The sequence below is a fragment of the Enterobacter sp. EC_64 genome (assembly GCF_019584165.1).
GTDB classification, from domain to species: domain Bacteria; phylum Pseudomonadota; class Gammaproteobacteria; order Enterobacterales; family Enterobacteriaceae; genus Enterobacter; species Enterobacter roggenkampii.
Genome location: NZ_VDAS01000003.1, coordinates 35,113 through 60,360, shown reverse-complemented (window position 1 = coordinate 60,360; position 25,248 = coordinate 35,113). Strand labels below are relative to the sequence as shown.

Below are 25,248 nucleotides of genomic sequence, written 5' to 3'. Positions count from 1 at the left end.
AACGCAGCCCTAAGCACAAGTTAAGTTTAAAAAAAAAGCGGCGCCAGAGCGCCGCTTCGGGTCAGAAGACACTTCAGGAAGCGTCCGCCGTGGTTTCCGGCAGTGACTCCGGCGGCTGCGGTGCAAAGCCACGCAGCCCCACAACGTGGACGTGTTCGCTGTTCTGGAACACTTTACGCACCAGCTTGTAGGTTGTCCCTTTTTCAGGGCTGATGTTCTCCGGTGCGGCAATGATGAGCTGCATATCGAGACGTTCGCAAAGCTCAAACAGCGTGGCAATGGAGCGCGCATCAAGACGCGCCGCCTCATCCAGGAACAGCAGTCGGCATGGGGAGATGTCTTTGCCGCGCAGGCGGCGCGCTTCGTCTTCCCAGCTCTGTACCACCATCACCAAAATTGACATCCCGGTACCGATCGCTTCACCGGTAGAGAGCGCCCCGGATTCCGCACGCAGCCAGCCGTCTGAACCACGGTTTACCTCAACCTCCATTTCCAGGTAGTTACGGTAATCCAGCAGCTCTTCCCCGATGGTTTGCGGTGTACGCTGTCCCATATCAATCTGCGGGTTCAGGCGCTGATACAGCTTCGCCAGCGCTTCGGAGAAGGTCAGACGGTTGCTGTTGAACAGATCCTGGTGCTGCTCGTGCTGCTCAGACAGCACTTCCAGCAGCGTCGCGTGGGCTTCACGCACGTTGACGTTGAGGCGCACGCTGTTCACCTGGCCAAACGACACGCTCTGCAGACCCTGGTTCAGCTGGCGGATACGGTTCTGCTCGCGCTGAATGGTTTTGCGGATGATATTCGCCACGCTGCGGGAGCTGATCGCCAGCTTCTGCTCGCGAGAAGTCAGCTCTTCCGTCAGGCGCCCCAGCTCGATTTCCATCTGCTCAATGGCTTCGACCGGATCGTCGGTACGGATAATGTCCTGACGAATACGCTCGCGCAGGTGCTGGTAAACCGCCACGAAGAACTGGATTTTACGTTCAGGGCGTTTCGGATCTTCTGACATACGCAGGACATCGCGCAGGTGTTCGTTATCCGCCACCGCCAGACGCAGCGCACCCAGCGCCTTATCCGACATGGAACGCAGCTCATCGGCAGAGAGATACGCCAGCTCGCGACGGTGCAGACGACGCTCAACGTTATTGTCTTTCACCATGCGCATTACCGCGCACCAGCCCGCCTTCGCGGTCACGACCTGCTCGCGCATCTCAAAGTAGTCGCGCTCCAGCTTGCGCAGGCGACGGGTCAGGTTATCCATTTCTGCTTCGCAGAAGGTGAGCGCTTTTTCCAGCTGATTGCGACGCGCGCGGTTGTTGCTGAGCTGAGCATGCAGCTCATCACGACGAATGCGCGCGCGCTCTTCCGCCCCGCTGTCGGCACGAACGCCGATGTCCTGAAGCTCTTTCTGCAGGTCGTTTAACAGCTCTTTCTTGGTGTCGAAGGAGCTTTTCAGCGAGGCCAGCACCTGGTTGTACTGGTTCAGCTGAGTGGAGTGGCTGCGCATCGCTTCGCGGGCGCGGGTACGCTCCGCTTCCGCCTGCTCAAGGCGCTGACGCAGCTTTTCATTCAGATCGCTGTTACCGCTCAGCATTTCCGCCGAATCGGAGTAGCCGAAATGGGCGCGACGCTGCACCACTTCCGTCAGGGCAAACGCCTGCTGACGCGCTTCGCGCTGCACCTGCTGTGACCAGGCATAGTCTTCTTTTAACTGCTCGAACTGTTCCGGGTCGCTCTGCAGGACAGAGACAACCGGCTCCAGCTTCGCCAGCTGATTGCCGTGCTGCTGCACGAAGCGCGCGGCTTCCTGCGCTTCATCCAGACGCTCCTGGATCTCATCCACGCGGTCGGCCAGCGTGTCGTCTGCCAGCAGATTCAGGCGCGGCAGAATACGGTTAAGGGCCGCAACGCCCTCTTTCGCCTGCTCGAACTGGACGCGACTCTGCTGGTTGTCGCTTTCATGACTGGCAATCGCCCGTTCCAGTTCGCCACGGCGGGTATTGAGTTTGCGAATTTCCGCTTCCGGGTCGGCTTCGAAGGCCACGGCCAGATGGCTGCCGATAAAGCGGCTAAACGCCTGATGCAGACGCTGGGTTTTCTGCACGTCAAACGACAGCGTCGCAAAGCGTTCAGACAGTGTTTCACGCTCGGCGTGCAGGCTTTCGATGCGGCTTTCACGCGCGGCGCGGCCAAACAGCGGCAGTTCCGGGAAGCGGGAATAGCGCCACTGACGGTCGGCGATTTTCACCACCACCGCTTTTTCCAGCTCGTCGACGCTGAACACGCTGTCATCGAACGACTGCGGATCCCCTTCGATCAGGTAGAGATCTTCCGGGCAATCTTCCAGACCGGCAAGCTGCTCAGAAATCAGCGACAGATCCGGCACCACGATCGCGTTACGCGACGGGCCATACAGTGCCGAGAAGTAAGGCGCATCGTCCAGGCCGACATCGTCGTAAATCTCAGACAGCAGTACGCCGCCAAAACGCTCTGCCAGGGCATTGAGGCGCGGGTCTTCCGCACCGCCCGGCTGGCTTAAGCGCTCAATTTCTTCGTCGACGTCACGCTTGCGCGCGCCCACTTCATCACGCTCAACAATCGCCTCGCGCTCGCGCTCCAGCAGCTGCTGCAGGTATTCGGTCACTTCCTGGCTGGATTCGAACTGCTCGCCGCACTGCTCACTGAGCTGGTTAAGGCTGCTCTGGGCCGCCAGCCAGACCGGGGCACGCTGCAGAAGCGCTTGCGAACGGGACTGAAGCTGTTCCAGCTCCTGACGCAGGGTCATACGCTGTTCGCTGGCGCTGGAGACCGTGTCTGAAAGCGCAGCGATACGCGCCTCGAGTTCCTGATGCAGGGCCTCAAGCTCGTCAAAATCGTAATGTTTGCCCTGACGCTTGCAGAATTCGGCCAGCAGACGCTCGGCCTCCTGCTGCTCGCGCAGGCGCTGTTCCAGCTCGTTCAGACGCATACGCAGCGGCTGAACCTGCTCGGCCAGATGGCGCTGGTTCACGCCGTCGCGCAGCAGCTCGCGGGCAACGTCCCAGGCTTCGTTACGTGCCAGCGGGCCGTTAATCGCCACAACCAGCTGATAGGCCTGCTCAAACTGGCTGTGCGCCGTTTGGGCGACGCTCATTTTCTGTTCGAGGGACAGCAGTTTCTCAGTGGCTTCCTGCTCTTTGGCCTGGAAGGTATCCAGCCACTCGTCGGCGCTTTCCGGCGTCAGGTCTGGCAGATGGCACAGCTCTTTCGCGCGCTGTAATGCCTGCAGTGCCTGGGTGTACTGGATCGCGCGCGTCTGCTGCACGTCCAGCGCCTGCTGGTAATCGGCAAGCTGGCTTTTCAGCTCATCCACTTCCAGCTCGGCCGCTTCGGCGCGGGCTTCGTTCTCTTCCTGCATCTCGGCGGCTTCGGCCACCACTTCATTTTGCTCTTCAAGACGAATTTGCAGCTCGTCGAGGTCCGCTTCATAGCGCTCGATTTTCTCCTGCTGACGCAGCGCGGTCTGCACCAGGTTCAGGTGATCGCTGGCGGCCTGGTAATCGGCTTCCAGGTCACCTTCAGCACCGTTGTGCTCACCGAGCTCGCGCGCCATTTCGACGTGCTTGTACTGCTCGGCCACCAGCTGTTTGCGGGAGGTAAACAGCTCGCGGCGGTATTCTAATGCCTGATCGAGGTGGACGCGGCGCTCGTTGGCGTGGCGCATGTAGTCCGCCGCCACGTAGTTAGTGGCTTCGCTGATCAGGTGTTTAAACAGATCGCGGTCAGACTGGGTCACGCGAATCGCTTCCAGCGTCATGCGGTTTTCACGCAGCGCCGCCTCCATGTCCTGGAAGGCCTTACGCACGCCGCTGTTTTCCGGCAGCAGGTAGTCGCGCAGGGAGCGGGTAATGGCGCTGGAGATACCGCCGTACAGGGACGCTTCGATCAGGCGGTAGTATTTGCTACGGTCTGATGCGGTACGCAGACGACGCGCCACCACGCCGAGATCGAACATCAGCGAGTGGTAGTCTGTAATCGAGTTGAACTGTTTGAACTGCACGCCTTCGATCGCTTCGAGCTTATCTTTCAGCTCCTGCAGCGTCAGCACGCGCGCCTGGCGCTCGTTCAGGGTTTCCGTCAGCAGCGCCGTCGGCTGCACAGACGTTGGCAGCCCCTGGATGGCGAACGGTTTAATGTCGACTTTACGGTCGCGACCGGCAACCTGCTGCAGGCGCACGCCCACCACCACGCGCTGATGGCGGGAGTTAATGACGTCCAGAACCGAATAACAGACGCCGGCCTTCAGCTTACCGTGCAGGCCTTTATCACGGGAACCGCTTGTGGCCCCCGCTTCGGTGGTGTTACGGAAGTGAAGCAGCGTCAGGTCAGGGATCAGCGCCGTGACAAACGCCGCCATGGTGGTGGATTTACCCGCCCCGTTACCGCCGGAGAGCGTCGTCACCAGCTCATCCAGATCGAACGTTCGGGCAAAGAAGCCGTTCCAGTTAATCAGCGTCAGTGAGCGAAATTTACCGCGTTCAATCATTACTCTTCCTCCCCGCTATCCGGCAGATTCTCTTCATGCTCATCATTGAGCTGCAAATGGTTTTCCACCGGCATCGCTTCACCGTCGCGGATCATGCGAAGCTGCGCTTCACGCGCGTCATCGCCCGCACGCACGTCGGCGCCGAAGCGGAAGACAGATTCCGTAATGCGGAATTTGCTGCTGTCGTGCCCCATAAACCAGACCATCCCCAGACGACGCAGACGGTTCAGGGAAGAGCGGACTTTTTCCTGTAGTTTCTGACGGTCGAGATCCGACCCCGTGGAGCGGTTGTTCACCAGCTTGAGCAGCTTGCTCTCATCTGCCAGCGTCAACAGCTCGTCGTAAAGTTCCTGCTGGGTGAAGATCCCTTCATTCGCCAGACGTTCCGGGCTGAGGTAGAGGTAGCAGAGAATTTTGCCGACCATCATATCCAGCTCGGAGAGCACGGAACGCGGAATCAGCGTCGTGGAGCGCGGGCGCAGGTAGAAAAACCCTTCCGGCGCGCGGATAAGCTCCACGTTGTAGCGGGCGTAAAACTCTTCCAGGTACTCCTGGAAGTCCATCAAAAAGGCGTGATTATCCAGCTCGTCTAAGCCAATGTGACGACCGGCACGCAGCTGGCTGTCCAGCGCCGGAAATAACGGATTCGCCAGCGCCTGTGCCAGCTTAACCGGCATCACTTGTTCAATATTTGTCAATGACATGCGCCTGTACCTTGGCTCCGTAATCGTTAATTGGCTGCCACTTCGGCGGCAGTCCGGTGAAATCGGCTTGCGCGATACCCAGGCGAACAGCCTGGTCTACCACAATGCGGGCAACGTCGAAGTGGCGCGCGCGAGGATATTGCGCCAGATAGTCGCGCACCACGAGCCCCAGATCCAGCGGAGCTTGTCTGGTTTTGTAGACCGCGAGCTGTTCTTCGATCATCGCCGCAAGCTGCTCGCGAATTTCGTTAAATTCTTCGTATTCCAGATCCGGCGGCAGCTCACCGGTTACCTCTTCATCACGCAATGCCATCTCTTCGTCGCGCATATCCAGCAGACGATCGGCATTGGCGTAGGTCAGCGCCCATGGCGCATCGAAATAGGTCTGCACCGACTGGCGCAGACGCTGGGCAAAGACGCGGTTTTTATCCATATCGATCGCGGTACGAATAAATTTATGCACGTGTCGGTCGTAGCCAATCCACAGGTCGATCGACTGCTGGCCCCAACTGATGATGCGGTCCAGTTTGCTCTGCAGATCGAACACTAAACGATCGATAAAGTGCAGATCGTCGTGTGCCAGCGTCGCGTCCTGGATGCGCAGCAGGTTCGCCTGCAGCTTGTCCCCTGCGGCTTCCAGCGTATCCTGCAGCTCACGCAGCGTACCGGAGGTTTCTGACAGCAGAAGTTCACAGCTGGAGATGGCTGCACGCCAGTCTTTATTCAGCAGCTGTGCGATATCGTCTTTGACCTGCTGCTGCTGTTCGTCCATCAGGCGCTGGGTCAGATCGATACTGTCGAAGATTTCCGCCACCGAGTATTTCAGCGGTGCATAGACGTTTCGGTGCCAGTGGAATTCGTCACCGTCTTCATCTGCCGCATCGGCGGCGCGCTTAAGCTCACCGGCCACGATCGACAGCTGCATGGACAGACGCAGCGTGGAAAATTCGCGCTGGCGAATGTAGTAATCGGTGATGCCGATGCCCAGTGGCGTCAGGCGATAGATGGCGTTTCCTTCCGCCTGCTCGCTGGTAAAGCGGTTCAGCAGACGTTGACGCACCATATCGTTAATTGCGTTGTTGGCACGCACGCTAATGGTTTCGCTGGTTTGCTCAAACGCATCACTGACATGGCGGAACGCGTCCACCAGTTCACCCTCGCTCATTTCACCATCCAGCCGCTCGCCGTTCAGCGTGGCGACCGCCAGCAGGAAAGAGAGTCTGTCTACCGGCAGCGAGATGGAGAAATCGTTTTTCCTGGCCCAGGCAACCAGTTCGGGGACTGTCTGGGAAAATTCACTCATAGGTTATCCTTGCATCTGCGGCTTGTGCGCGGTGACGTGAATATAGCGGCCAAGGCTGACAAAAGGCTCCTGACGGCAATACCGCGTTTCCAATTCTGTTAAGGTGTCAAAACAGTCACGCTGTTTGTGTTTTTCACGCAGATAATCATGAAACACCCTGACGCCCGTCTTCCCGACAATCTGCCAGCCAATCGCTTCCAGCCAGCCATAGACCTGCTGTGGATCGCGCGGATAGTCCGGGGAAAGCGTGCGTTTTTTCTTTTTGGGCATCCCGACCTGAACATAGTCGAAGTTTCCCGCAACCATGTTGTGCATCAGGAAGCCGTTAGCATTGTAGAACATCAGCGACAGCGTGCCGCCCGGGCGCAACATCGACCACAGGGTTTGTAACACGCTTAGCGGATCGGCAACCCACTCCAGCACCGCATGAAACAATATCAGATCAACCTGGGTTTCCAAATGCTGTGCGATGTCCTGAGCGGCGCATTGTATAAAATGCATGTTGTCGCTCACACCTTTCTCTTCTGCCGCACGCGTCGCGCGGGCGACCATTTCAGCAGAAAGATCGCAAAGCGTGACGTGATGACCGCGTTCCGCCATTTTTATGGCCGTCTGCCCTTCACCGCCTCCGGCATCCAGCACGCGCAACGTTTGACCACCAAAGGTAGCCAGAATGGTGTCCAGATCCTGCCAGAGGATCGTCTGACGGAGCTGCCCTTTCGTGGTGCCATAAATGTTGCGCGAAAACTTTTCCGCGATGTCATCAAAATTGCGATCCCGCATTGGGAGAGTTCCACTCGCTAACTGCAAAACCGCTATTTTGTCACACCCGCGCGGAGAATGAACCTCTCTGGTGTAATATCACCGTCAATCACCTGCTATATGGTCAAAAAAGGAACCAAAAAGGATGCTTTTTACCCTTAAGAAATACATTGGAGGGATGATGCTTCCCCTTCCGCTGCTGCTCATCATCATCGCGCTGGGGCTGGCGCTGGTGTGGTTCAGTCGCTTTCAGAAGAGTGGCAAAACGCTGATCACGTTCGGCTGGTTGGTCCTGCTGCTGCTGAGCCTGCAGCCGGTCGCGGATGGTCTGTTACGCCCCATCGAAAACAGGTACCCGACATGGCAGGGAAATCAGAAAGTGGCGTACATTGTTGTGCTGGGCGGTGGATATACCTGGGATCCTGACTGGGCCCCCAGCTCAAACCTGATCAACAACAGCCTGCCGCGGCTAAACGAAGGCATTCGCCTCTGGCTGGCGAATCCGGGATCAAAAATGATCTTCACCGGCGCGGCGGCCAAAACGAACCCGGTGAGTACGGCGGAAGCGGGCGCCCGGGTCGCGGAATCACTCGGCGTACCGCGCTCCTCAATCATCACGCTGGACAGCCCGAAAGATACCGAGGAAGAGGCCGCCGCAGTCAAGCAGGCGATTGGTGAAGCCCCGTTCTTACTGGTGACCTCCGCCTCGCACCTGCCGCGCGCAATGATTTTCTTTGAAAAACAGGGCCTGCACCCGCTTCCCGCACCGGCGAACCAGATGGCCATCGACGCGCCGCTTAATCCGTGGGAGCGGGTAATCCCGTCCCCTATGTGGCTGATGCATAGCGATCGCGTCGGTTATGAGACGCTCGGACGCCTCTGGCAGTGGCTGAAAGGTTCCTCAGGCGAGCCAGGGCAAGAGTGATTTAGTCGCCAGATCGAAGTTTGCGCGATTAAAGCGTCCGGTGTTAACCAGCTGCGCAACTTCGTCCCAGAGCAGGTAGAGCCAGCGCCGCCAGAGAAACGCTTCCGCAACGGGGGCGCGTTGAAGGTAATGCCACAGTAAACCTTCCGCCGCCCCGCTGTCGCTGAGCCTGAACAGCTCATATTCGCGCGGAGCCCAGAGCATGATCCCCGGCCCCACCATCGCCAGAAGCTGATCGCTGCGGGGGTCTTTCAGCATACTGCGCAGGGTGAAGTTACCGTGGATCAGCACGCAGTTATCGTTAAAACCTTCGAACAGCGCCGGTAAACACTCCCGGGTGCGAAAGAGAATACGTTTGTCCTGCATGGTTAAACCGGTATTGTTGAACTGGTTAAGCGTTCCCCACAGCACTTCAACCCGCTGGCGATACCACAGCGGCCAGAGATTTTCCTGAGTGCTGTCGACCGGCCCAACAAGTCCGCGGCTATCCTGACGGTGCCACGCCAGCAGCGCCTCGACAATCTGGTCTTTTAGCTGTTCCCAGCGTTCCGGCGTTCGCGCGGGCGCTTCAACGGGTACACCACGTAAACGTTCAATCAGCAGTACGTCCGGGCCGGGGTGTTCCTCATGGGTCATCACGCCATACACCGTCGGCATACGCACGGTACCCTCCCGCGCCAGCATCGACATTTTCCATGCAAGCTGCCTGGCAACGCCGGGTGACGTGAAACTCCGTGCCATCAGCGGCATTGGGTTACCCTCACTGTCGTACAACGACCAGAGCGCGGTATCGATTTTTTCACTCACGCATTCGACCCGGCTTAACTTTTCACCCAGCAGATGGCTAAGTTCGGCACGCAGCTGTTCCATATGAGATTACCCCCATTAAGACTACTGCTTTTATAATGAGCGTCCTTAATGAAGATGTCACCCGGAAGAGATCAATCAGGAAAAAGAAAGTGAAAAATAAACCGGAGAGTGCATCTCTCCCAACGGAGAGATGCCGGTAAGATTAACGCAATTCAGCGCGAACGCGCTCAAGATCTTCAGGGGTGTCTACGCCCGTGCCGGGGACTTCCTCAGCAACGGCAACGTGAATTTTCTCGCCGTACCAGAGCACGCGGAGCTGCTCCAGCATTTCGATATGCTCCAGCGGACTCGGGGCCCAGGCCACATAACGGCGAATAAAGCCGGCGCGATAGCCGTAGATCCCAATATGACGCAGGAAGGTATCACCGATGGTCTCTTTAGAAAGCGCAAAGCGATCGCGATCCCACGGGATCGTGGCACGGGAGAAATAGAGCGCATAGCCTTCCGCATCCATGACGACCTTCACCGCATTCGGGTTGAAAGCTTCTTCTGCATGATGAATGGGTACCGCCAGCGTGGCCATTCCCACCTGACGCTGCGCCAGGTTTTCGGCCACCTGACGGATAATGACAGCGGGGATCATCGGCTCGTCACCCTGCACGTTTACGATAACCGTATCATCACTGAAACCGCATTTCTCAACCACTTCCGCCAGACGCTCGGTGCCAGACTGGTGATCGGCGCGGGTCATGCATACCTCACCGCCTGCCGCCTCAACCGCACGAGCGACATCCGGATGATCGGTGGCAACAATCACGCGGTCAGCACCGGATTCACGCGCACGCTCAAGGACATGCACAATCATCGGCTTGCCGTTGATATCCACCAGCGGCTTACCCGGCAGACGCGTTGAGGCATAACGCGCAGGAATAATGACAACAAAACTCATGGTTTGCTCTCTTCTGCCACCAGGGAACGGGCTTCGTTTTCCAGCAATACAGGAATACCGTCGCGCAGCGGGAAAGCCAGGCTGTCCAGCTTGCAAATGAGCTCTTGTTTGTCCTGGCTGTAGTAGAGTTTGCCGTTGCATACCGGGCAGGCAATAATTTCAAGTAAACGGTGATCCATAGTTCCTCCGTATGGGTAATCGCTAAAGCTTAACACATTCCTTTTTCAGGGCGTGCCTGTTTCCCAGCCACTTCGACAGGATGTAAACAATCCGTCAGGTACCCGGCCCAGCGTCACGTCGTCGGCCCCCTGCCAGCGCGCGAATTCGCTAATGGCGGACGTTAACCCTTTTTCCAGGCTCGCCGTCACCCTGACGCCCTTTTGCAAATAAAGCGCAATGATTTCAAGCGTGCCGGTCTTGCGGTGCATTTTGGCATCCATGCGCCCGACCAGCTGCCCCTTATGCAGGAGCGGTAAAACAAAGTAGCCATACTGGCGCTTTGGGGCCGGGGTATAACATTCCAGCCGGTAGCTGAAATCAAAGAGTTGCTCGGCGCGTTTTCTGTCCCAGACGACCGGGTCGAAAGGCGACAATACCGCGCTGTGGGTCGCCTGCAGTTTCCCCTCCAGGGCCTGAGGCAATAGCGGGAGGAGATCCGCATGTAGCCACATTTCGCCCAGCGTTTCCACGGTAACGGGAATGACGCGCTGTTCGCGTTGCCACGTGTCCAGCAGCGGTTTCAGCACGGGCTGGCGCAGGCGATAGTAATCTGCCAGCCATTGCGTGCGAAAAATCCCCAGGCTGCGGGCGCTGTTTTCTAACATAATGGCCTCGGCCGCCTCCTGGGTAAGCAGGTCGCGCTCGTCGTCCCAGTGGGGCATCACGCGATGCGTGAGGTCGTAGACGCGCTGAAAATTACGCCGCTCAATCACCATGACTTTGCCTGAGGTAAACAGGCCTTCGAGATGACGCTTGTGCGGCTTCCACTCCCACCAGCCGCTTGTACCTTTGCGCGGGTGTTCAAAATCGGCGGAGCGTACAGGACCGTTTTCCTGAATATGCGCGATGAGCTGCTCTATTTCAGCCGCATGTTCCTGCATCCACGCCTGCCGGTATTTCCAGCCCATCTTTTCCGGCGCAAGCATACGGTGACGCACAAGGGCAAAATCGCTGCGGGGAAGGAAGCAGGCTTCGTGCGCCCAGTACTCCATCAACTCCCCCTTGCTGAGCGCCTCATCCAGCCACTGAGAAGGATAGCTCCCCAGGCGGCTGAACAGCACCAGGTAAGGGCTACGTGCCACAATATTAATGGTGTCGATCTGGAGTAGCGACATGCGCTGTACGGTAGAGAGAATATCGGCAGGCTGCGCGCGACGGCGGGGCTTTTTGAGCAGCCCCTGCGCGGCAAGGTGGAGATTACGTGCGGCTGAGAGCGAGAGTTGCGGTAAAGACATGCGTTTTCCTGTCAGTCAAAGCGCCACCAGAACCGCGTAAGCCTTTAGTGCACCAACGCAATCAGTTCCTTGAGCAAATGTTCCGGCTGCTCACCGCTGAGTTCGGCGTCAACCGGCAGATACCACCAGTTATCTTTCGCAAAGGCACGGCATTTCACCGCATCTTTTTCGGTCATGATCAGAGACTGCCCGGGTGTGGTCAGGGCGTCTACCTGCCCTTCCACCAGCGCCTGATGGTCGGCCAGCGGAACGCGTTTTTCCAGCCGGGCACCACACTGTTCCAGCGTCGCGAAGAAGCGCGGCGGATGACCAATGCCCGCCATCGCTACCAGTGAAGGAAGCTCTGAAACCGACCGGCGTTCACCCGTCACCAGGTTGATTGCCAGACCCGGCTGCAGGTGCATCGGGATTTCACCCGTTTTCGCCTCACCAGCGTTCACGATCACCGCATCCACGGACGTCAGACGCGAAGCGCGTTCGCGCATGGGTCCGGCAGGTAACCACCAGCCGTTCCCAAAACGGCGAACCCCGTCGATGACCACAATCTCTTTATCTCGCGCCAGGGCATAATGCTGCAGACCATCGTCAGTGATAATGATCTGTACCGCATGTTCGGCAAGCAGGGCCCGGACGGCATCGCTGCGCACCGGGGAGACCGCAACAGGGGCGCCAGTACGCTGGAAAATCAATACCGGTTCATCACCCGCTTCAGCCGTCGTGGTTTCCGCCGTCAGCAACAGCGGGTAATGCGCCGCTTTACCACCATATCCCCGCGATACCACGCCCGGGCGTATACCGCGCTTTTGCAACTGCTCCACCAGCCAGATCACCACCGGCGTTTTGCCGTTGCCGCCCGCCGTAAGATTACCGACGACCACAACGGGCACCGGCGCGCGCCAGGCCCGCTTCACCCCAAGACGATAAAGCAGACGGATAATGCCGCTCACCAGGCCGTAGAGCCAGGAGAGCGGCAAAAGCAGCAGCCACAGCGGGGATTCACCGGACCAGATGCGTGCAATCATTCGCCGAACTGCATCTTATGAAGCTGAGCGTAAACGCCGCGGTGTTCCAGCAGATCAGCATGGCTTCCGCGTTCAACAATGACCCCATCCTCAACCACGACGATTTCATCAGCCTGCTCGATAGTCGACAGACGGTGCGCAATCACCAGCGAGGTGCGGTTCTTTTGCAGCTCATCCAGCGCCGACTGAATCGCGCGTTCAGATTCCGTATCCAGCGCAGAGGTCGCTTCGTCCAGGATCAGTATCGGGCTGTCGCGCAGCAGCGCTCGGGCAATGGCGATACGCTGACGCTGCCCACCGGAGAGCAGTACACCGTTCTCGCCGATGATGGTATCCAGACCGTTATCCATCTTGTTGATAAAGTCCATCGCGTAGGCCATACGTGCGGCGTTCTCAATCTGCTCGCGGCTGTACTCTTCAGTGCGTGCATAAGCAATATTGTTTGCCACGGTATCGTTGAACAGGTGCACGTTCTGGGAGACCAGCGCCACCTGGTTACGGAGCGACTGCAGGGTATACTCCCGCAGATCGTGACCGTCTAACAGAATTTCACCTTCGTCAATGTCGTAGAAACGGGTGATCAGGCTGGCAATGGTCGATTTACCCGAGCCGGAACGGCCTACCAGCGCAACGGTTTTCCCCGCCGGAATGGTCAGGTTGATATTGCGCAGAGCCGGTGTTTCGCGGCCAGGATAGGTAAAGGTCACATTGCGGAACTCAACGTCGCCGTTCGCGCGCTCAATGACGCGTTTGCCTTCATCTTTTTCCTGCTCGGAATCCAGAATGCTGAACAGGGTCTGACAGGCCGCCATCCCACGCTGGAACTGGGCGTTGACGTTTGTCAGTGATTTCAGCGGACGCATCAGGGCGATCATTGAGGAGAAGACCACGGTGATGGTACCCGCCGTCAGCGTCTCCATGACGCTCGGGAAGCTTGCCGCATACAGAACGAACGCCAGCGCCAGTGAGGCAATCAGCTGAATAATCGGGTCGGAGATAGAAGAGGCCGAGACCATTTTCATCCCCTGCAGACGCATTTTGTTGCTCACTTTATCAAAGCGTTTCGTTTCAACGTCCTGACCACCAAAAATCAGCACTTCTTTATGCCCTTTCAGCATCTGCTCTGCGCTGGTAGTCACCTGCCCCATCGTATTCTGCATATTCTTGCTGATATTACGGAAGCGTTTTGAGACGACGCGGATAGCAATAGAAACCACAGGTGCCAGAACGATAAGGATGAGCGACAGCTGCCAGCTGTAGTAGAACATCATCACGAACAGGCCGATAATCGACGCGCCCTCGCGCACAACCGTAATCAGCGCGCTGGAAGAGGAAGAGGCAACCTGCTCGGAGTCGTAGGTGATCCGCGACAGCAGCGTCCCGGTTGACTGCTTGTCAAAGAACGCAACCGGCATGCCCATCATGTGACTGAACAGCCGACGGCGCATGGTCATCACTACTTTCCCGGATACCCAGGAAATGCAGTAGCTGGAGATATAGCTGGTGATACCGCGTAAGATCATCAGTCCGATAACCACCAGAGGCATCCATAGCAGCACTGAGCGATCCGTTTTACCAAAACCGTCGTCCAGTAACGGTTTGAGAAGCGATAGCATAAAGGTATCGCTGGCTGCGTTGAGGATTAACGCTACACCCGCCACGATCAAGCCTGCTTTAAAAGGGGCAATCATCGGCCAGAGTCGGCGGAACGTTTGCCACGTGGAGAGATCTTTGTCGTTATGCATTCAAAAAACCAGCATTGTTGAAATAGCCGCATATTCTACCCGTTATCGACGGGCGCGCCAAACCACTGATGATACCAACGTGGTAAAATTTGCTCTCGCAAGCGCCGGATTTGCCATTGATGTTGCGAGAATGTCACCGATATTTGTCCAGAATGAGGGGTATCGTGCCAGATATATCCCTCTTTTCGATAACGTCGAACGACTTTTGCCGACGGGAAGTGCCATGCGTTATAGCGGGCCGCAGAATCCAGGGCGATCTGTCCTTCCACCCGCTGTACCAGCGGCAATGAAGACGAGGTATTGCTGCCATGATGGGGGACCTGTATGAGCGTGGCCCTCAGATGACGCCAGTAATGGCTAAGCATAGCCTGTTCCGCCTGCACTTCAATGTCCCCTGTTAGCAGAACGCTTTGCTCCCCGTCGTCCACCTTTACCACACAGGAATGGTTATTCCCCTGGGCCGGGTAATTTTCAGGAGGCCAGTGGACGGTGAAGGTTAATCCCTGCCATTCCCATTTCTGCCCACGAAAACAAGGGCGGTGCCCCGTCCTGCGTAACGGGCTTCTTACCCATATATCCGGCCATGCTTTTTGCAACGACGCGAGGCCTCCTGCATGGTCGAGGTGTTCATGACTGAGAATCACTCCTTCTGGCCGTAGGTGATGCCAGCGAAGCCAGGGAATAATTAACCGCTGAGCGCTGTCTCCGCCCGGCCAGGCGAGCCCGGTATCAAAGAGAATGGCTTTTCCCTGCCTTTCAATCACCATGGCCAGCCCCTGCCCCACGTCCAGCATATGCAGCGTCCAGCTCTCGCTTTTTGCCACTCGCCAGAGGGGAAATGTCAGCAGGACACTGCCTGCAAGACAAACGGCAGGAACGGTTTTCCAGGCACGAAAACGCCAGGCAATAATACTCAACCACGGCAGTAATGCCATGATTTGCCAGCGTTGATCGACATTCTGCCAGCCATCTGGCAGGCGCATCAGTAGCCAGAAGAGTCCCGCAAGCGACTTATCGGCGGCAAACCAGATGGCACTTTCTACCGCAGCCAGCGGTAGCAAATGGAGCAGCATACCGAGCAGGATCAGCGGGACGGAGACAAACGTTACCAGGGGAACGGCAAAGAGATTCGCGACCAGGGAGGAGAAGCTGAAGCCATGGAAAATCAGAACCTGTAACGGCATGAGCAGCAGCAACATCCCGACCTGCAGATAAATCAGGTTCAGTAGCGGCCGCATCCGTCGTGTCCAATTCCAGTCGGGAAGAGGCAGCCACTGAAACCAGAAAATCAGCGCGGCGACGGCAAAGGCTGACAGAACCAGACTCTGCGAAAGTACGGCCAGGGGATCGTTAATCAGTATCGCCGCGATGCAGCAGCTCCAAACCTGCCAGGGAGACCATTGACGGCCAGTAATCCGCAACAGAGCAAGCACCGCAAGGGCGATGATCGTCCTCAGCGCAGGCGGTTGCAGACCGGTAAGCCAGGCGTAGAAAGCAGCAAAGAACAACCCGGCAAGGAGAGGCATTTGCCAGTGGACGCGGTGGCTGGGTAATAAAAACTGGAGTCCACGAGCAAGTAACCAGACGAGAGAGGCTGCCAGCGAGATATGCAGACCCGAAATCGCCATCAGATGCAGCGTGCCGGTTTCCCGCATCAGGTCTTTTATTTCATGGGATACTTCCAGGCGTTCTCCCATCCCAAGCCCCAGGATAACCGCTCCGCATCGGTAAGCTGAAAGTCGGTTTTGCAGCGACATCAGATATTGCGCTCGCAGGCTGCAGCGCCCGTCGACGATCTCCGCACGGGTGAAGCGCCCGCTCAGCGTTTGATGTCGGGCAAAAGCGCTGCGCTGAGAATCATAACCGCCGTCGTTGAGTTCGCCGTGTGCAGGCCTGAGCCTGAGCGTCACGCTCCAGCGCTGCCCTGCACACGCCTTTTGCGGCAGATAATTGCCATACAGCGTTACGCCGGTAGAGGCCCACCAGCGCTTGCCATTGACGCTTAGAATGCTTCCCTGATGCTGAGTGGCGCCATCAGTCGCGGTGAGCTCTATCTCAGCCTGCACGGCCCCCGTTGTTAAATGCTGCATCGGCCAGACGCTCTCCTGCGCGGCCAAAATGCCCCAGGCACAAAATAACAGCGTCATACCCGCATACTTCAGTCGACTGTTTTGCCATGCAGCAAGCGCTAGCCCGCCAGCCATCATTACCCAAACGGTGTTGGGGGAAGGCAGTTCAGGTAACCAGAGTAACGGAACTATCGCCAGCATGGCGCAGACACTAAGCGCGGGAATTCCCATTGCCACCTCCCTGTTTCAGGGTGGCAGTATGCAAGCAAGCTGAGCGGTCGTCAGGTGTGAAGAATACGATTTACGGCAAGCGCAGCAAGGTATTTAACGGGTTGCAGAAAACGAAACGGAAAATGCGGGGCACCTTCAGAAAGAAAGCGACGGGTACAAAAAAAGCACCCGCAGGTGCTTTCTTTCGAACCCAGTTTAACCGGCTGGCTAAACTCAGTTGCCGTAAATATTGGCGCGATCGCGCAGTTCTTTACCCGGCTTAAAGTGTGGAACGTACTTACCTTCCAGCTCGACTTTATCGCCAGTTTTCGGGTTACGCCCGGTACGTGGAGCACGATAGTGCAGAGAAAAACTACCGAAACCGCGGATTTCAATGCGCTCGCCCTGGGCAAGAGTGGAGGCCATATGCTCCAGCATCTCTTTTACGGCATCTTCCACTGCCTTGGCAGGGATATGCGGTTGCTGACTGGCAAGTCTTTCAATCAATTCTGACTTGGTCATGATTCCTCCGGTTCCTTTCAAACCAATTAGCTGAACAGCTCATTAAACAAGGGCGGCCGTAGCCGCCCTTTGTTATTGATTACAGGACGAATCCTGTAATCTGTCAAGTTTGCTCCTCATCCTTCGCGCTGTAAATGCGTTACAGCGCAAATGATGCTGAGAACCTGATATTACTCGCCTTTAGCTGCTTTGAAAGCTTCAGCCATTGCGTTGTTAGAGAAGTTTGCATCTTCCTGTTTGTTAACAGTTGCGATTGCATCTTTCTCATCAGCTTCGTCTTTAGCACGAACAGACAGGCTGATTGCACGGTTCTTACGGTCAACACCGGTGAACTTAGCTTCAACGTCGTCGCCTACGTTCAGAACCAGAGTGGCATCTTCAACGCGGTCACGGGAAGCTTCAGAAGCGCGCAGGTAACCTTCAACGCCGTCAGCCAGTTCTACGGTTGCGCCTTTCGCGTCAACTGCAGTGACTTTACCGTTTACGATTGCGCCTTTCTTGTTCAGTGCAACCCAGTTGTTGAACGGATCTTCTGCGAGCTGTTTAACGCCCAGGGAGATACGCTCACGCTCTGCGTCAACCTGCAGAACAACTGCAGCGATTTCGTCGCCTTTTTTGTATTCACGAACTGCTTCTTCGCCTGCAACGTTCCAGGAGATGTCAGACAGGTGAACCAGGCCATCGATGCCGCCGTCCAGGCCGATGAAGATACCGAAGTCAGTGATAGACTTGATTTTACCTTCAACACGGTCGCCCTTGTTGTGGGTTTCCGCGAACTGCTGCCATGGGTTGTTTTTGCACTGCTTCAGACCCAGGGAGATACGACGACGTTCTTCGTCGATATCCAGAACCATCACTTCCACTACATCACCAACGTTAACAACTTTGGATGGGTGGATGTTTTTGTTGGTCCAGTCCATTTCGGAAACGTGCACCAGACCTTCAACGCCTTCTTCGATTTCAACGAAGCAGCCGTAGTCAGTCAGGTTGGTTACGCGACCAGTCAGTTTAGTCCCTTCTGGGTAACGCTTAGCGATAGCTACCCATGGATCTTCGCCCAGCTGTTTCAGGCCGAGGGATACACGAGTACGCTCGCGGTCGAACTTCAGCACTTTAACAGTGATTTCGTCGCCCACGTTCACGATTTCGCTTGGGTGCTTAACGCGTTTCCACGCCATGTCGGTGATGTGCAGCAGGCCATCAACGCCGCCCAGGTCAACGAATGCGCCGTAGTCAGTGAGGTTCTTAACGATACCTTTGACTTCCATGCCTTCCTGCAGGTTTTCCAGCAGCTGATCGCGTTCTGCGCTGTTTTCGGATTCGATAACGGCACGACGGGAAACAACAACGTTGTTACGCTTCTGGTCCAGCTTGATTACTTTGAACTCAAGCTCTTTGCCTTCCAGGTGCAGGGTGTCACGAACTGGACGAACGTCTACCAGAGAACCTGGCAGGAACGCACGAATACCATTCAGCTCAACAGTGAAGCCACCTTTAACTTTGCCGTTGATAACACCGACCACAGTTTCAGCTTCTTCGTAAGCTTTTTCCAGCGTGATCCATGCTTCGTGACGTTTCGCTTTCTCACGAGAAAGCAGGGTTTCACCGAAGCCGTCTTCTACTGCGTCCAGAGCAACGTCAACTTCGTCGCCAACCTGGATTTCCAGCTCGCCCTGGGCGTTTTTGAACTGCTCTGCCGGAATGGCGGACTCAGATTTCAGACCGGCGTCAACCAGTACTACGTCTTTGTCGATAGCAACAACAACACCGCGAACGATGGAACCCGGGCGGGTTTCGATTTCTTTTAAGGATTCTTCAAACAGTTGAGCAAAAGATTCAGTCATGTTTAATCTTCAGGTTAATATTAACGTCCACCTGGCTCCGTGCCGGATGGGGTTGTTTCACATACCCGCCGTCAATCCATTGCAGCGGGGGTACTGCTAAATCGGTCGCGATTACGCGAGTGCCAGTTTTTGGCGCGCATATTGTAGCGCTTTTTCAATCACTTGCTCAATAGTTAAACTGGTTGAATCCAGAACTAATGCATCTTCTGCTGGAACAAGTGGGGCGACGGCGCGGTTACGATCGCGGTCATCGCGCTCTTTTATCTCGGATAAAAGGCGATCAAAGTTAACACTAAACCCCTTTTCCTGCAACTGAAGCATGCGGCGTTGAGCGCGTTCTTCCGAAGAGGCGTCAAGGAAAATTTTCACAGGTGCATCAGGGAATACCACGGTTCCCATATCGCGTCCGTCCGCGATCAAACCCGGTGCTTCACGGAACGCGCGCTGACGACGTAAAAGCGCCTCACGAACGCGCGGGAAGGCCGCTACCTGAGAGGCCGCATTCGCCACTTCCTGAGTACGGATTTCCCCGCTCACGTCTTCCCCTTCAAGGATGACTTCCAGGTTGCCATTGGTCGACACGAAACGCACATCAAGATGCGCAGCCAGCGGAACCAGCGCTTCTTCTGACGCCACGTCCACATGGTGATGCAGCGCAGCAAGGGCCAGCACGCGATAGATTGCTCCCGAATCTAAAAGATGCCATTGCAATGCTTCCGCCATCGCTTTGCACAGAGTCCCTTTCCCTGCGCCACTCGGCCCGTCAATGGTGATTACCGGGGCAATTGCCGTCATCTTTTTCTCCTTAAATAAGGCATACCGTTTACATGAACGCCGCGCATTATACGCGTCAACGTGCGCAACTGTTACCTTTGCGTGCAAATTACGGATTGATTGAAGCAGAGTGTAGAAGAAATGAACGGAAGTGTTCGTCAGGAAGCGTAAGGAAATGCCGCATCAGGTGATGCGGCAAGCGTCATCAGGCCAGCGTGCTAATGCGTGCCAGCTGTTCAAAGTAGTCCGGGAACGTTTTCGCCGTACATTTCGGATCGAGAATGGTCACAGGCGTGTCGGACAGTGCCACCAGCGAGAAGCACATCGCCATACGGTGATCGTTGTAGGTGCCGATCTCGGCAACCTGCAGTTTTGCAGGAGGCGTGACGCGAATGTAGTCTTCGCCCTCTTCCACCTCAGCACCGACCTTACGCAGTTCGGTCGCCATCGCAAACAGACGGTCAGTCTCTTTTACGCGCCAGTTGTAGATGTTACGCAGCGTGGTGGTGCCTTTTGCAAACAGCGCCGCCGTGGCAATGGTCATCGCCGCGTCCGGAATATGGTTCATGTCCATGTCGATGGCCTTCAGCTCGCCGTGGGTACAGGAAATGAAGTCATCACCCCAGGTCACAACCGCGCCCATTTTTTCCAGCACGTCCGCAAAACGAATGTCACCCTGCACGCTGTTGCGGCCAATACCGGTCACCTTCACGGTACCGCCTTTGATCGCGCCTGCAGCCAGGAAGTAAGATGCCGACGAGGCGTCGCCTTCAACAAGATAGCTGCCCGGAGACTGGTACTGCTGCGCCCCACGCACGACAAAACGCTGATAAGACTGGTTTTCCACCTCAACGCCGAAGGTTTTCATCAGGTGCAGCGTGATATCAATATACGGTTTGGAGACCAGCTCACCTTTAATCGTGATAACCGTATCCTGCGGAGCCAGCGGCGCGGTCATCAGCAGTGCGGTCAGGAACTGGCTGGAGACGCTGCCGTCAACCTCGACGTGACCGCCGGTAAAGCCCCCGCGCAGACGCAGTGGCGGATAATTTTCCTGCTCCAGATACTCGATCTGCGCGCCGCCCTGACGCAGGGCATCCACCAGATGGCCAATCGGACGCTCTTTCATGCGCGGCTCGCCGGTCAGCACAATGTTGTTGCGCCCAAGACACAGGGCCGCCGCCAGCGGACGCATCGCGGTACCCGCGTTGCCCAGAAACAGCTCAAGCTCTTCACCCGTCTGCAGCGCGCCGCCGTTGCCGGTCACTTCGCAGCGGGTACGATCGTCGGAGAGAGTGTAATGAACGCCCAACGCTTTCAGCGCATTGAGCATATGGCGCACGTCATCGCTGTCCAGCAGGTTTGTAAGGACGGTGGTGCCGTTTGCCAGTGCTGCCAGCAGCAGAGCGCGGTTCGAGACACTTTTTGAACCAGGCAGATTAATGGTGCCATCTACCCGCGCGATAGGTTGTAACGTCAGGGATTCCATGAAAACTTAACTCTCAACTCAACATAATAAAAACCCCGCAGCAGGGCTACGGGGGTGAAAACAGCGCGATTAACCGTGGCGACGTTCGAAGTCGATCATGAAATCGGTCAGCGCTTTAACGCCTTCCAGCGGCATCGCGTTATAGATGGAGGCACGCATGCCGCCCACGACACGGTGACCTTTCAGCGCGTGCAGGCCGGCCGCGAAGGACTCTTCCAGGAACACTTTATCCAGGTTGCTGTCCGCCAGCTGGAACGGCACGTTCATGCGGGAACGGTTAGCTTTCGCCACGTCGTTGCGGTAGAAATCGCTCTTGTCGATCACGCCATACAGCAGTTCGGCTTTCTGCTGATTCACTTTGTCCATCTGCGCCACGCCGCCGTTTTGCTTCAGCCATTTGAAGACCAGGCCGGAGAGGTACCAGGCAAACGTCGGTGGGGTGTTGAACATAGAATCGTTGTCGTTCAGCACGGTGTAATCAAGAATGGACGGGCACGATGTATGCGCTTTACCCAGCAGGTCTTCACGCACGATAACAATCGTCAGGCCTGCAGGGCCGATATTTTTCTGCGCGCCCGCGTAGATTACGCCATAACGGCTGACGTCAATTGGCGCAGACAGAATGGTGGAGGAGAAGTCAGCGGCAACCACGACGTCTTTACCGAAGTTCGGCGTCTCGTCGATGGCAATCCCGTCAATAGTTTCGTTCGGGCAATAGTGCAAATACGCTGCGTTATCAGAAAGCTGCCATTCGCTCATTGGCTTCACGGCGCGCAGGCCGTCAACGGTCACTTTGGCGTCAATCACATTCGGCGTGCAGTATTTGTGCGCTTCTTTCACCGCACTGGCCGCCCAGTAGCCTGCGTCAACGTAGTCTGCCGTCGTTTTATCGCCCAGGATGTTTAGCGGTACGCCTGCAAACTGGCCGCGCCCGCCGCCGTGACAGAACAATACTTTGTAGTTCGAGGGAATATTCAGCAGATCGCGAAAATCCTTTTCTGCCTCTTCCGCCACCTGAATAAACTCTTTACCCCGGTGGCTGATTTCCATCACCGACGTTCCCAGACCGTTCCAGTCACAAAGTTCCTGTTGAGCCTGTTTAAGCACGTCTGCCGGTAACATTGCCGGACCTGAACTGAAATTAAAGACTTGAGCCATTTCCCCTCACCACGCTAAAAGCCATAAGTTATAACTGTGGATATCGGTTTTATCATTCAGTGACACGCGCCGCAATGTCTAAAACTTATGACCCGTGAAATGTGCCCCACGTCACACAAAACAATCTGCCGCCTCGCCAGGACAAAACCGACAAAATGGCTGTCAGGTGATGCGTTTAGCCCGGCTAACCTTCGTCCATTCCGGATTTGCACAGCGGGGGCATAATTGACGATCCCCCGGCTGCATCGCGACCACATGGCTACATCTCACGCAGGCATACTCGCCTGACTCAGGTACGGTTCTGAAACGCTCAATGAGCATATCCGGCAGGATACACAGTCCCGGCCTCACCTCATCGTCAGAATAGTAATAGACGCTGATCTGCCCGTTGGTCTCCATGATCGCCAGACGCACCTGCCCGAGCTGTTCCACGCTGTTGAGGCGTAGCTCCATAAAGAACTCAAACTCGGTCATATTGGCGCTCTGAACGTTTTCCCAGGCCAGCTGACCGTCCTCGACGATAACGACCGGCTTCCCTTCAAGCAGATCTTCCAGCTTTTCACTTTTCGACATCAGCCACATGACAAGCCGGTAAAGCAGCGCCAGGGTGACAAAAACAATGAAGACCGGCACCATCGGCACATCATCATAGAAGGCGACATCCCCCGCCGCGGAACCCAGCGTCAGGATGATCAATACTTCAAAAAGCGACATCTGCCGCACGCCGCGACGACCGGTGATTTTAAGAAACAGGAAGACCAGAACGAAGGTATACAGACTACGCAGCGCCACTTCGCCTAAAAATTCAGGAGGGACTTTATCAAACGCCATCCGCTGGAGATCGAATGCTTTCATTTTTCTATGCCTTAACAGTGAGTTACTGACAGTAAGCATAGCCCAGTCTTTTATTTTCGCCGGAGATAGCACCCGTCACGCAAAACCCGTATCATTGCGCGCTTTACGTACGATAAAAGTGAACGCCATGACTCAAACGTTTATCCCCGGCAAAGACGCCGCTCTGGAAGATTCCATCGCTCGCTTCCAGCAGAAACTGACCGACCTGGGTTTTAACATCGAAGAAGCCTCCTGGCTCAATCCGGTGCCTCATGTCTGGTCTGTGCATATTCGCGATAAAGACTGTGCCCTGTGCTTTACCAACGGTAAAGGCGCGACAAAAAAAGCGGCACTGGCCTCCGCGCTGGGTGAGTATTTTGAGCGTCTGTCCACCAACTATTTCTTTGCTGACTTCTGGCTGGGCGAAACCATCGCCAACGGCCCGTTCGTTCACTATCCGAACGAAAAATGGTTCCCGCTGACCGAAGACGATGAACTGCCGGAAGGAATTCTCGACGCGCGCCTGCGTGCCTTCTACGATCCGGAAAACGAACTGACCGCCAGCATGCTGATCGATCTGCAGTCCGGTAACGACGATCGCGGTATTTGCGCCCTGCCGTTTACCCGTCAGTCTGACGAGCAGACCGTCTATATTCCGATGAACATCGTCGGCAACCTGTATGTGTCTAACGGCATGTCCGCCGGTAACACCCGCAATGAAGCGCGCGTGCAGGGGCTGTCTGAAGTCTTCGAGCGTCATATCAAAAACCGCATTATTGCCGAATCCATCAGCCTGCCTGAAATTCCGGCAGAGGTGCTGGCGCGCTACCCGGGCGTGGTGGAATCCATCGCCAAGCTGGAAGCAGAAGGTTTCCCAATCTTTGCGTATGACGGCTCGCTGGGCGGCAAGTATCCAGTGATCTGCGTCGTGCTGTTTAACCCGACCAACGGCACCTGCTTCGCCTCCTTCGGCGCGCACCCGGACTTCGGCGTGGCGCTGGAGCGTACCGTTACCGAGCTGCTCCAGGGCCGTAGCCTGAAAGATCTCGACGTGTTTACGCCGCCAACGTTTGACGATGAAGAAGTGGCCGAGCATACCAACCTCGAAACTCACTTCATCGATTCCAGCGGCTTAATTTCCTGGGATATGTTCAAGCAGGACGCGGACTATCCGTTCGTGGACTGGAGCTTTGCCGGTACCACGGAAGAAGAGTTCGCGACGCTGATGGCGATCTTTAACGCGGAAGACCAGGAAGTGTACATTGCCGACTACGAGCATCTTGGCGTTTACGCGTGCCGCATCATCGTGCCTGGCATGTCTGATATCTATCCGGCGGAAGATCTGTGGCTGGCGAACAACAGCATGGGCGCGCATCTGCGTGAAACGCTGCTGGCTCTGCCGGGCAGCGAATGGGAGAAAGAGGATTATCTGAACCTGATCGCCCAACTGGACGAAGAAGGCCATGATGATTTCACCCGCGTACGCGAACTCCTGGGCCTGGCGACCGGTAAAGACAACGGCTGGTACACCCTGCGCATCGGTGAGTTGAAAGCGATGCTGGCCCTGGCGGGCGGCGATCTGGATCAGGCCCTGGCCTGGACCGAGTGGACCATGGAGTTCAACCAGTCGGTCTTCTCTGCCGAGCGCACCAACTATTACCGCTGCCTGCAAACCCTGCTGCTGCTTGCACAGGAAGAGGATCGCGAACCGCTGCAATATCTGAATGCTTTCGTGCGTATGTACGGCGCTGAGGCCGTTGAAGCAGCCAGCGCAGCCCTGAGCGGCGAAGCGCCGTTCTATGGCCTGCAGGCCGTTGATAGCGATCTGAAAGCCTTCCCGGCGCATCAGTCGCTGCTGAAGGCCTATGAAAAGCTGCAGAAAGCAAAAGCCGCTTACTGGTCAAAATAAGCGCATATAACATTACCAGCAGTAGGCGTATTCAATCGTCTGGGCTATATTACGGGGCAATTTCATTGCCCCTTTTTTTATTTCCTTCGGCAATGATTGTTGATTGTAATAATAAAGTTAAACACGGGTAAATATAATAATATTGATCTGGGCTTTACTGTTACTTTTTATGGTTAATACTCCATATTAATTAACTGATAAAGAGGTGGCCGAACGAAAAAATTCAACTCTTTTCATAAC

At 56.1% G+C, this 25,248-nt stretch carries 19 protein-coding genes; 2 read left to right on the top strand and 17 right to left on the bottom strand.

Annotated elements, in window-relative coordinates:
* Positions 1–73: 73 nt before the first annotated feature.
* From mukB to cmoM, 4 genes are read right to left on the bottom strand one after another with little or no spacing between them, the layout of a single operon-like run.
* On the bottom strand, positions 74–4,525 hold the full coding sequence (mukB, locus tag FHC52_RS03185) for a chromosome partition protein MukB (protein ID WP_046091826.1): 4,452 nt from the start codon (positions 4,523–4,525) through the stop codon (positions 74–76).
* On the bottom strand, positions 4,525–5,229 hold the full coding sequence (mukE, locus tag FHC52_RS03180; protein WP_008499954.1) for a chromosome partition protein MukE: 705 nt from the start codon (positions 5,227–5,229) through the stop codon (positions 4,525–4,527). The genes mukB and mukE overlap by 1 nt, the downstream gene beginning before the upstream one ends.
* On the bottom strand, positions 5,210–6,532 hold the full coding sequence (mukF, locus tag FHC52_RS03175) for a chromosome partition protein MukF (protein WP_008499955.1): 1,323 nt from the start codon (positions 6,530–6,532) through the stop codon (positions 5,210–5,212). Before mukF ends, mukE begins: the two co-directional genes overlap by 20 nt.
* Positions 6,533–6,535: 3 nt before the next feature.
* Positions 6,536–7,315 carry a tRNA uridine 5-oxyacetic acid(34) methyltransferase CmoM gene (gene cmoM, locus FHC52_RS03170; protein WP_008499956.1) on the bottom strand — a complete coding sequence of 260 codons (780 nt, stop codon included), beginning with the start codon at positions 7,313–7,315 and terminating at the stop codon, positions 6,536–6,538.
* 124 nt (positions 7,316–7,439) lie between these two features.
* On the opposite strand from cmoM, the gene elyC reads away from it, so the two are divergent.
* Positions 7,440–8,219 (top strand): envelope biogenesis factor ElyC, encoded by a 780-nt coding sequence (gene elyC, locus FHC52_RS03165; protein ID WP_008499957.1) that lies wholly within the window; start codon positions 7,440–7,442, stop codon positions 8,217–8,219.
* Here the strand turns inward: elyC and FHC52_RS03160 are convergent.
* The 13 genes from FHC52_RS03160 to FHC52_RS03100 form a co-directional block, all read right to left on the bottom strand.
* The gene (locus tag FHC52_RS03160; protein ID WP_025912940.1) at positions 8,196–9,089 is read right to left on the bottom strand and encodes a YcbJ family phosphotransferase; all 894 of its coding nucleotides are present in this window, start codon (positions 9,087–9,089) and stop codon (positions 8,196–8,198) included. The genes elyC and FHC52_RS03160 overlap by 24 nt on opposite strands.
* Positions 9,090–9,231: 142 nt before the next feature.
* Positions 9,232–9,978 (bottom strand): 3-deoxy-manno-octulosonate cytidylyltransferase, encoded by a 747-nt coding sequence (gene kdsB / locus FHC52_RS03155; RefSeq protein WP_008499959.1) that lies wholly within the window; start codon positions 9,976–9,978, stop codon positions 9,232–9,234.
* Entirely contained in the window at positions 9,975–10,157 is a 183-nt protein-coding gene (gene ycaR / locus FHC52_RS03150; RefSeq protein WP_006174474.1) for a protein YcaR, read from the bottom strand. Before ycaR ends, kdsB begins: the two co-directional genes overlap by 4 nt.
* Positions 10,158–10,202: 45 nt before the next feature.
* Positions 10,203–11,432, bottom strand: a complete 1,230-nt coding sequence (locus FHC52_RS03145) for a winged helix-turn-helix domain-containing protein (RefSeq protein WP_126287650.1) — start codon at positions 11,430–11,432, stop codon at positions 10,203–10,205.
* A gap of 44 nt (positions 11,433–11,476) precedes the next feature.
* Positions 11,477–12,454, bottom strand: coding sequence for a tetraacyldisaccharide 4'-kinase (lpxK, locus tag FHC52_RS03140; RefSeq protein WP_220419911.1), 978 nt, complete (start codon positions 12,452–12,454; stop codon positions 11,477–11,479).
* A complete protein-coding gene (gene msbA / locus FHC52_RS03135) occupies positions 12,451–14,199 on the bottom strand; it encodes a lipid A ABC transporter ATP-binding protein/permease MsbA (RefSeq protein ID WP_008499963.1) in 1,749 nt (582 codons plus the stop codon). The genes lpxK and msbA overlap by 4 nt, the downstream gene beginning before the upstream one ends.
* Before the next feature lie 35 nt (positions 14,200–14,234).
* Positions 14,235–16,499 (bottom strand): ComEC family protein, encoded by a 2,265-nt coding sequence (locus FHC52_RS03130; RefSeq protein ID WP_220419910.1) that lies wholly within the window; start codon positions 16,497–16,499, stop codon positions 14,235–14,237.
* A 213-nt stretch (positions 16,500–16,712) separates the two neighbouring features.
* Positions 16,713–17,000 (bottom strand): integration host factor subunit beta, encoded by a 288-nt coding sequence (ihfB, locus tag FHC52_RS03125; RefSeq protein ID WP_008499965.1) that lies wholly within the window; start codon positions 16,998–17,000, stop codon positions 16,713–16,715.
* A gap of 170 nt (positions 17,001–17,170) precedes the next feature.
* Positions 17,171–18,844 (bottom strand): 30S ribosomal protein S1, encoded by a 1,674-nt coding sequence (gene rpsA, locus FHC52_RS03120; RefSeq protein WP_008499966.1) that lies wholly within the window; start codon positions 18,842–18,844, stop codon positions 17,171–17,173.
* A gap of 111 nt (positions 18,845–18,955) precedes the next feature.
* The gene (gene cmk / locus FHC52_RS03115; protein ID WP_008499967.1) at positions 18,956–19,639 is read right to left on the bottom strand and encodes a (d)CMP kinase; all 684 of its coding nucleotides are present in this window, start codon (positions 19,637–19,639) and stop codon (positions 18,956–18,958) included.
* A 184-nt stretch (positions 19,640–19,823) separates the two neighbouring features.
* A complete protein-coding gene (aroA, locus tag FHC52_RS03110; RefSeq protein WP_008499969.1) occupies positions 19,824–21,107 on the bottom strand; it encodes a 3-phosphoshikimate 1-carboxyvinyltransferase in 1,284 nt (427 codons plus the stop codon).
* A 69-nt stretch (positions 21,108–21,176) separates the two neighbouring features.
* Positions 21,177–22,265: a 3-phosphoserine/phosphohydroxythreonine transaminase gene (gene serC / locus FHC52_RS03105; RefSeq protein WP_021240877.1), complete on the bottom strand. Its 1,089-nt coding sequence runs from the start codon at positions 22,263–22,265 to the stop codon at positions 21,177–21,179.
* Positions 22,266–22,427: 162 nt separating this feature from the next.
* Positions 22,428–23,120 carry a DUF421 domain-containing protein gene (locus tag FHC52_RS03100; protein ID WP_021240878.1) on the bottom strand — a complete coding sequence of 231 codons (693 nt, stop codon included), beginning with the start codon at positions 23,118–23,120 and terminating at the stop codon, positions 22,428–22,430.
* 127 nt (positions 23,121–23,247) lie between these two features.
* Here FHC52_RS03100 and ycaO point away from each other — a divergent pair, with 127 nt between their 5' ends.
* Positions 23,248–25,008: a 30S ribosomal protein S12 methylthiotransferase accessory factor YcaO gene (ycaO, locus tag FHC52_RS03095; protein ID WP_023292885.1), complete on the top strand. Its 1,761-nt coding sequence runs from the start codon at positions 23,248–23,250 to the stop codon at positions 25,006–25,008.
* Positions 25,009–25,248: the final 240 nt, after the last annotated feature.

Excerpts from the sequence above, each read along its gene's own strand:
- ycaO (WP_023292885.1), top strand. The coding sequence starts at position 23,248 with ATGACTCAAACGTTTATCCCCGGCAAAGACGCCGCTCTGGAAGATTCC.
- aroA (WP_008499969.1), bottom strand. The coding sequence starts at position 21,107 with ATGGAATCCCTGACGTTACAACCTATCGCGCGGGTAGATGGCACCATT.
- mukE (WP_008499954.1), bottom strand. The coding sequence starts at position 5,229 with ATGTCATTGACAAATATTGAACAAGTGATGCCGGTTAAGCTGGCACAG.
- FHC52_RS03100 (WP_021240878.1), bottom strand. The coding sequence starts at position 23,120 with ATGAAAGCATTCGATCTCCAGCGGATGGCGTTTGATAAAGTCCCTCCT.
- ycaR (WP_006174474.1), bottom strand. The coding sequence starts at position 10,157 with ATGGATCACCGTTTACTTGAAATTATTGCCTGCCCGGTATGCAACGGC.
- msbA (WP_008499963.1), bottom strand. The coding sequence starts at position 14,199 with ATGCATAACGACAAAGATCTCTCCACGTGGCAAACGTTCCGCCGACTC.
- cmoM (WP_008499956.1), bottom strand. The coding sequence starts at position 7,315 with ATGCGGGATCGCAATTTTGATGACATCGCGGAAAAGTTTTCGCGCAAC.
- mukF (WP_008499955.1), bottom strand. The coding sequence starts at position 6,532 with ATGAGTGAATTTTCCCAGACAGTCCCCGAACTGGTTGCCTGGGCCAGG.
- cmk (WP_008499967.1), bottom strand. The coding sequence starts at position 19,639 with ATGACGGCAATTGCCCCGGTAATCACCATTGACGGGCCGAGTGGCGCA.
- FHC52_RS03145 (WP_126287650.1), bottom strand. The coding sequence starts at position 11,432 with ATGTCTTTACCGCAACTCTCGCTCTCAGCCGCACGTAATCTCCACCTT.
- rpsA (WP_008499966.1), bottom strand. The coding sequence starts at position 18,844 with ATGACTGAATCTTTTGCTCAACTGTTTGAAGAATCCTTAAAAGAAATC.
- elyC (WP_008499957.1), top strand. The coding sequence starts at position 7,440 with ATGCTTTTTACCCTTAAGAAATACATTGGAGGGATGATGCTTCCCCTT.
- ihfB (WP_008499965.1), bottom strand. The coding sequence starts at position 17,000 with ATGACCAAGTCAGAATTGATTGAAAGACTTGCCAGTCAGCAACCGCAT.
- mukB (WP_046091826.1), bottom strand. The coding sequence starts at position 4,525 with ATGATTGAACGCGGTAAATTTCGCTCACTGACGCTGATTAACTGGAAC.
- kdsB (WP_008499959.1), bottom strand. The coding sequence starts at position 9,978 with ATGAGTTTTGTTGTCATTATTCCTGCGCGTTATGCCTCAACGCGTCTG.
- FHC52_RS03130 (WP_220419910.1), bottom strand. The coding sequence starts at position 16,499 with ATGGGAATTCCCGCGCTTAGTGTCTGCGCCATGCTGGCGATAGTTCCG.
- serC (WP_021240877.1), bottom strand. The coding sequence starts at position 22,265 with ATGGCTCAAGTCTTTAATTTCAGTTCAGGTCCGGCAATGTTACCGGCA.
- lpxK (WP_220419911.1), bottom strand. The coding sequence starts at position 12,454 with ATGATTGCACGCATCTGGTCCGGTGAATCCCCGCTGTGGCTGCTGCTT.
- FHC52_RS03160 (WP_025912940.1), bottom strand. The coding sequence starts at position 9,089 with ATGGAACAGCTGCGTGCCGAACTTAGCCATCTGCTGGGTGAAAAGTTA.